The 7,081-nt window shown below is 40.7% G+C and carries 9 protein-coding genes; all 9 read right to left on the reverse strand.

The window, feature by feature from the left end; genetic code table 11:
- Nucleotides 1-337 precede the first annotated feature (337 nt).
- Entirely contained in the window at nucleotides 338-1,390 is a 1,053-nt protein-coding gene (gene virB11, locus ACFINI_RS03135; protein WP_375622633.1) for a P-type DNA transfer ATPase VirB11, read from the reverse strand.
- A gap of 17 nt (nucleotides 1,391-1,407) precedes the next feature.
- Complete coding sequence (gene virB10 / locus ACFINI_RS03140; protein WP_375645695.1) at nucleotides 1,408-2,586, reverse strand: type IV secretion system protein VirB10; 1,179 nt, start codon at nucleotides 2,584-2,586, stop codon at nucleotides 1,408-1,410.
- 27 nt (nucleotides 2,587-2,613) lie between these two features.
- Nucleotides 2,614-3,465, reverse strand: a complete 852-nt coding sequence (virB9, locus tag ACFINI_RS03145; protein WP_375630944.1) for a P-type conjugative transfer protein VirB9 — start codon at nucleotides 3,463-3,465, stop codon at nucleotides 2,614-2,616.
- Nucleotides 3,466-3,467: 2 nt separating this feature from the next.
- Nucleotides 3,468-4,139: a virB8 family protein gene (locus ACFINI_RS03150; protein ID WP_375645702.1), complete on the reverse strand. Its 672-nt coding sequence runs from the start codon at nucleotides 4,137-4,139 to the stop codon at nucleotides 3,468-3,470.
- Nucleotides 4,136-4,423, reverse strand: a complete 288-nt coding sequence (locus ACFINI_RS03155) for a type IV secretion protein VblB7 (RefSeq protein WP_375645705.1) — start codon at nucleotides 4,421-4,423, stop codon at nucleotides 4,136-4,138. The genes ACFINI_RS03150 and ACFINI_RS03155 overlap by 4 nt, the downstream gene beginning before the upstream one ends.
- A 6-nt stretch (nucleotides 4,424-4,429) precedes the next feature.
- On the reverse strand, nucleotides 4,430-5,326 hold the full coding sequence (locus ACFINI_RS03160) for a type IV secretion system protein (protein WP_273787713.1): 897 nt from the start codon (nucleotides 5,324-5,326) through the stop codon (nucleotides 4,430-4,432).
- 46 nt (nucleotides 5,327-5,372) lie between these two features.
- Nucleotides 5,373-5,789, reverse strand: coding sequence for an EexN family lipoprotein (locus ACFINI_RS03165; protein ID WP_375645711.1), 417 nt, complete (start codon nucleotides 5,787-5,789; stop codon nucleotides 5,373-5,375).
- Nucleotides 5,790-6,084: 295 nt separating this feature from the next.
- A complete protein-coding gene (locus tag ACFINI_RS03170; protein WP_375645715.1) occupies nucleotides 6,085-6,438 on the reverse strand; it encodes an EexN family lipoprotein in 354 nt (117 codons plus the stop codon).
- Between the two features lie 283 nt (nucleotides 6,439-6,721).
- Nucleotides 6,722-7,081, reverse strand: a 360-nt coding sequence (locus tag ACFINI_RS03175; RefSeq protein WP_375645719.1) for an EexN family lipoprotein, incomplete at its 5' end; no start/stop codon positions are given.

Below are 7,081 nucleotides of genomic sequence, written 5' to 3' on the forward strand. Positions count from 1 at the left end.
TTTGTGAAGCTTTTGTCTGAAGCTAAAGGTGAAGCGGATACTAAATTTGGTATTTATATTCCTGTAAATGTTGATGTCAAAAAAAATCAGAAAAATATAGGGTTATAGATATCATTTTCGGCACGTTTTGGTTTTCCTGTGGGGCGCATTCGTGATTGGGAATGGGGATGATATTTTTACTTCTTTTTGCTTTTTATTTTCGATTATTGGCACTGAACTTGAAGCTATGGTGGTAATTTAGCACGCGATGATATCCGCGGCTTATAATCGTGTTTTTAAGAAAGCTCTATTGGTATAGTTTTTGCTTATAAAAAAGGGTGTGAGGGGTAGCGTTTTTTTAAAAAGCATCACGGCGTTTGAAAGGGTCGTAATAGATTTCTGTTACACGAAATTTGCCTTCAAGGCGTTTGCATTGGATGATGACATCTATCATCGAGATTAATAAGCCGCGGATATCATCGCGTGCTAAATTACCACCACCGTCACTTTCTTTGACTAAAAGGGTCATTTGTTCAAAGGCTGCAAGTGCTGTTGAGGCGTGGACGGTGGTAATGGAGCCGGGGTGACCAGAATTGACATTACGGATATAGTAAAAGGCTGTACCATCACGCAGCTCTTGTAGAAGGATTCTGTCGGGGCGCATGCGTAATCCTGATTCAAGCAGTTCTTTTGCGCCTGCTTTTGCTAAGCCTTGGTTATCTTTTGAATAAAAGAGTTGGACTTTGTTGGCGTGCGGAACGACAAGTTCTGGCGTGTCTTCAATGGTGAGAATTCGTTCATAGTCAGGGATTTTTGCAATCAAAGCTTTGGAGAGGGTTGTTTTTCCAGAACCGGTTTTGCCCGATATTAAGATATTTTGTTGTGTAATAACGGCTCTTTCTAAAAAGGTGCAAAAATCTTTGGCGATAAAGAGATCTGTTAGCTCTTTGTCTGTGTCAGAGAGTTCGGATAATCGTTCTGTCATTTGTTGCGTGGGTGTGAAACTGGTGTTTTGGGCAACAGAAAAAAGATTGTTTTCATGTAAACTTTCAAGAGAAAAAGTGCGTGATGAAGGTTTACGAATGGTCATGCTAATGGTATTGGCTGCAACTGCTGGAGGCATAACAATTTGTATGCGTTCGTTGTTTGGCAGTGTTGCGGAGAGAACGGGGTTTTCTACACTGATTTTTTGTGTTGTGTAGGCAGCAACAACTTTTGCAATCCCTTCTAGTTCGCTGTAGGTTAGCTCTTTTAAGATGTGGGTTTGCCAACCATTGGGACCCTCAACGATTACTTCGCCAGGGCGATTGATAACAATTTCAAATAAATTGTCATCATTGAGGAAGTCATCTAAGATCTTTAATTTTGTTAAAACGATGGAGGCGCGTTCTGCATTTTTTGCTGATGGCATAATGTGACTTTATTGGCTTAATGAAAAAAGGAATAGCTGGGAGTAGAGCGGTTTCTTTTGCTCTTTACGACTAGTTTATAGACAGAGGAAAAATCGAGATCTTTTGCTACAAAGATGTTGACCAGTTCGCCTTGAAATTTTTCTAAGGTAGGAGGGATGTTGATTTGATTTTCAAGAGCAATACTGGCGGCCTCTTTTCCAGTGTTGTTTGCGCCTTCAAAACCGCCGCCTCCAGAGTTGTTTGAACCTTCTTTATTGGAATTGCCTACTATTTTATTTGTTAAAACTGTTGTGGCACCATCAATAACGGTGAGTAAAAGGGAAGAGCCAAAGCGTTCCCACCAATGGGTGTTGATGTTGCCATCAAAACCGGCTCTGCCTAAACTGTCGGTTGCGGGTGAGGCAAGGTCGATGATGACACCGGTTGGGGTTTTTGCTCTTGTCCAGAGCACAAAGAGGCGAGATTGACCTTGTTTTATCCCTCCGCGGTATTCGCCAATCACTTGGGTTCCTTTATCAAGCAAAACAACGCGCCCATTGTCAGAGAGGATATCACGGTTGATGATGCAGCTTGCAAAGCCTGGTTGCTCACTGTTTAATGCGGTTTCTAAGATACAGGGAATAGAGGTTCCCATGGCGATGATAAAGTTTCTATTGCCGATGAGTTTTGCTTTTGCTTTTGCTTCTTCTGTTGTGGTCGGTTTTAAAAGGGTTGCAAAATTTTGTGTGTCTTGAAGGGCAGGAGAATTTTGCGCATTCGCGAGATTTTCAAGGGCATGGAATTTTTCAAGGGGGTTTAGAGTGGTGTTGACGATGTCTTTTAATTGAGATTTAGAGCCTTTGGCAAAAGCTAAAACAGGGGCACGTCTTGCGGCATCAAGTAGTGGGTCATCTTTTTTGGGTTCTTGTGCGAGTGGTTGTGGGGGTGGTAAGGTTATTGGCGCTATGTTTGCACGCGGGTCAGAGGGGGCGAGCTCTAAAGGAGCGAGGGAATTGTGAAAGTTTTGTGCTTGTTTTTTATGAGCTTTTGCGGTGTCTTTTTGTTCTGTGGGGGAGGATAAGATGTTCCAGAGCACATAGCCGCAGATTCCTATACAGGCGATTGCGACAACTATTTTTTTGCCAGCGCTTTTGGCGCTATTGTTTTTGCCATCCCCAATAGATCCGCGATCTTCGATGATTGGTTTATCACTCATGTGTTGTCCCCTTCAATTCCCGCTTATTTAAAGATCTGATGCAATTTTACGTTCAACAGATGGTGAGGTTGTTCCGGTATTTGGATTTGTGCCTTTTGGTTGATAGGCTTCGTTAAAGACGCATAGGACGTTTTTTCCCTGTCTTAGGGTGAAGCGTGCGCTAATGGCATGGACAATCACCATGTTGCCTCTCGTGGTTTTGGGAACCAGCGATTCTGTACCGTCATTGCTGACAATGTAAATGGCAGGGATTTCTTGGTTGTCTGGAAATGTAAATGTTGTTGTTTTGCCATTGTCATAAACGGAGGAGGGTTCAAGAGTGATAGAGCCTTGAGCGGTGTAAGCCCAATTGCGAGGTCCGTAGGTTTCAGAAGCGTTGAAGACATTATCGATACGCTGGGCTTGTTGTTTTTCTTGTCGCATAAGGGCTGCGAGTCTTCTTTGTTCTGCTTCTTCTTGTGGGTAGCGAAATTTCACAAGGAAATATGTTTCTTGTCCAGAGGAAATTTCTCCATCTTTGACCATCAGTTCAAATTGATAGGAGCGCTTTGAGCCATCAAGCTTTGTGGTGACGACTTGGAGATTGGTAATGGGTTGGACTTCCCGCGCTTTGAGGAAAAGAATATTGCCAGCGGGGGCGACTTCCCATGCAACGCTGTTGCCAATTGCTACATGGGCAATTTCTTCATTGGGAGAAAATTCTATTTGTACCGATGAGCGTATGGAGCCAATAATTTTTGTGACATTATAGGCATCATAGTTGATAAAGCGAATGCGGCTATCGCTTGGCGCACGGGTGGGAAAAATACTGGCATGGCTAGGCGTTAAAGAAAGGGTAATAGCGATGTTAAGAATGAGAAAAAGAATTTTTTTTGTCATGATCAGTTGACCACTTCTGGATCGGTTCTATATTCACTAACAATAAACCCTAGAGGATTTATCAAACGGTTTTGGACAGAGATAGGGGCATTGATGTATTCAAAGGTAAGTGTTGCAACCCAGTGGGTGATGAATTCTTTGTTGTTGTCGTTGTCGTGAATGGTTCTGTAGTAACGCACTTGGGCAACATCGTCATTGATAAAGGAGATTGATTTTATTGTTATTGTAACGGTGGCGTTTTTATAGAGAATTTGAGGACTTTGGGGATTTCTTGCTCCATACCAGCTGGCAAATCTTTCCTGTTCTTCAGAAGAAGAGAGGAGGGAGACGGTTTGGAAGTTGTGTTGTGTTTCTTCTGTGGTGAAGCCTTCACGGGAGCGGACATATTTTGCAGCAAAGTAGCGTGTGATTGCTTCGTCGACATTGGTGGGACCTTCTTTTAAGGCTTCCACAACTTCGACAATGCCGGTTGAATTGTCCACACGGATGACAAAAGGTTCCACGGTTTTAAGGGGTGTGAGGGTGATGACCGCGAGAGAAGACATTATTGCAACAGCAACCGCGATGCCGGCAATGGCAAGCAAGACGCGGGTGGTGCGGCGTGAGGCGAGCATGCGATCTTGATCAAACGAGCGTGCTTCAGCAATGTATTGTTCTATGTCTTTTTCTTTCATGCTTTTTGCCCGCAATTTTTGTAAGATTTGATTTCTTCATCCGTTAATTTTTGTGCCAGAAGCGTTTCCAGCTTACCTTCTTTTAGGGGTGAAGGGGTGTTGTTACTGATGATAATGGGCGTGGGCGTGGGTTTTTTCCCTTCCCAATTCCACATTGATCTGTTGAGTGGACGTTTAGAATATCCATCACACTTTGGGAGTGACTTCAGTGTGTTTGGTGAAGACATACAGCCACTGAGAAAGAGAAATGGTAAGATAATCCCAATTTTTTTAAATTCCCGCATTTGAACTTAGGCCTTTGCTAATTGTGCTATTAGTGATGCTAATTTTTTTGCACCTTTCGTTATCGTTTTAGCTCCTCCTGAGCCTGTAAGGGAAGCCCCCCCAGAGGCTAAAGCGGAAGCCATGCCAGGTAAATTGAAGAAAAGAAAAATACCACCAACGCCAACCACGAAGAATTCTCCATAGGCTAACACGAAATCTTTAATGTCTTTTGAAAAGACATTCATTGCAAGTTTGATATACATACCACCAAGCAAGATGACTAATACCTGTAAAATGATGAAGTTTGCAACTTGTCCTAACCATGCTTCTGTAAAACGCCTTGTTGAGGAAAACATATAGAGGCTTATGAAGAGCGGTCCTACTGATATGACAAGAAACAAACCAAGTTTAGCAAACAGTGTGACGATAAAACCAATTAGGCAAAAAATTATAGCAATTGTGTAACACAATGAAGCATAAATCCATGAAACAAGATACGCCCCCAGTGCAAGCCATGATGCAGATTTTGTTGAATTTAAAATATGTGAAACAGCTTTATTTATCAGATCATCCCATATATTTTTATCTGAGTGTATTGTACCTTGTGTGGCATGTGCAATGGCATTCGGCAGAGCCTCAAAAAACATATCCCCGACCCACTCATTATAAAGAGCAGCATTAGTGGCAAGTGAAACAATGATGCCAAGTTTGAAAGCTGTCACTATAAATTCCCATAAGGGCATGGAAGAACGCCCTGAGATGATATTATACCCTATAAATATAATGTAGATTGTACAAGATGCTTTAAGCGGAGCACTTAAACCCATTGAAAGGTTTTTAATGGTCTCCTTCATTATTTGCATGATAGGTTCCATTAACATATTTTCTGCCGTGGTAAAGTAAGCTACTTTTTCGAATGTCATTGCACGTCCATTCTATCTAATTTTTGCAAATATGATCATTTCTGATTCAATTATTATGTTGGTTCTGTTCAGCTCGTTCTTTAGCTTCTCTTTCGGCTTGTTCTTTTGCTTTTTCTTCAGCTTTTCTTTTTTCTATTTCAGCTTCTTTTTTTGCTATTTCAGCTTTCCATTTTTCATGTCTAGCTCGCAGCTCGGCTCGATATTCTTCTAGCGCTTTACGATCTTCTTCTTCGCGTTCACGCGCTCTCTCTTCAGCTTTTGCTTCATATTCCTTTTCAAGTTCAAGTTGTGCTAATCTTAGGTTTTCACAATTTTTGGCAGTTCCTGCGAATCCACATTTAGCATTCCACTCTTCCATCAATGTTTTATCTTTTTTAAATTCTGCGACGCTATAGGTTTTTTCACATCCAGCTGTGATGAGCCCTGTGCAAAGTAGCAATGTTGTTATGAGAACTTTATTCATAGATATTTCCCCTTCTTTCTTTCAGTTTTACAAGGTTTGAGCACAATTTTTAAATTATGCTTGTGTTATCGGTTTTTATAACCAGTGATGATAAATCTAGAGCACAGACATAATGTTGCCATAAATATATTATAAAGCGCACAAAGCTCTTTAAGTTGAGCAGCTAAAGTGCAATAGCGATGTGTAATGGTGCTATCCATTGTCCTTGTAAGGGATTACGTTAACATATTGTCTATTTTAGTAAATATGCCTTTGGTTACTATTGCCATTTAGATGCTCCGCTCTTCATTATGTTTTAATGGTTATTTTGTTGTTCTTCTGCCGCGCGCTCTTTTGCTTCTCGTTCTGCTCGTAATCTATTAGTATCAGCTTCAATTTTTTCAATCCAGGCTTTTTGTTCAGCTTTAAATTTTTCATCTATTTTGCGATTTTCTTCTTCAATTTTTGCCCGACGTTCTTTCTCAAGTTCAGCGCCTGCTACTCTTAGGTTTTCACAATTTTTTGAAGTTCCTATCCCTCCACATCTCGTGACCCATTCATCAAATAATTTTGGATTTTTTTTAAATTCTGCGACGCTATAGGTTTTTTCACATCCAGCTGTGATGAGTCCTGTGCAAAGCAGCAATGTTGTTATGAGAACTTTATTCATCAATATTTCCCCTTTTTTCTTTCAGTTTTACAAGTTTTGAGCACAATCTTTAAATTATGCTAGGTTATCGGTTTTTTATAACCAGTGATGATAAATCTAGGGCAGCGACATAATCTTGCCATAAATCTATTGTATAGTCTGTAAGGTTCTTTAGGTTGAGCAGCTAAAGCGCAATAGATGTTATCCATTGTTTTTGTAATGGGATTCATCAATCCGTTGTCTATCTTAGTGAATATGCCTTTGGTTACTATTGCCATTTAGATGCTCCGTTATTTATCGTGTCTTAATGGTTATTTTGTTGTTGTTCAGCTTCTCTTTTAGCGCGTTCTCTTGCTTCTCGTTTAGCTCTCATTTTTTCAATCCAAGCGTCTTGTTCAGCTTTCAATTTTTCCATTGATTTGCGATTTTCTTCGTCAATTTTACGACTTCTTTCTGCTGCTTTTGCTTCATACTCTTTCTGAAGTTCTAAAAATGCTAACCGCATGTTTTCACAATTTTTTGAAGTTCCTGCAAATCCACATTTCGCATCCCATTCTAGGCGTAAATTTTTATCTTTTTTAAATTCTGCGACGCTGTAAGTTTTTTCACATCCAGCTGTGATGAGCCCTGTGCAAAGCAGCAATGTTGTTATGAGAACTTTATT

Origin of the sequence: Bartonella sp. AA56HLJMS (assembly GCF_042197145.1) — a bacterium.
Lineage (GTDB): Bacteria > Pseudomonadota > Alphaproteobacteria > Rhizobiales > Rhizobiaceae > Bartonella.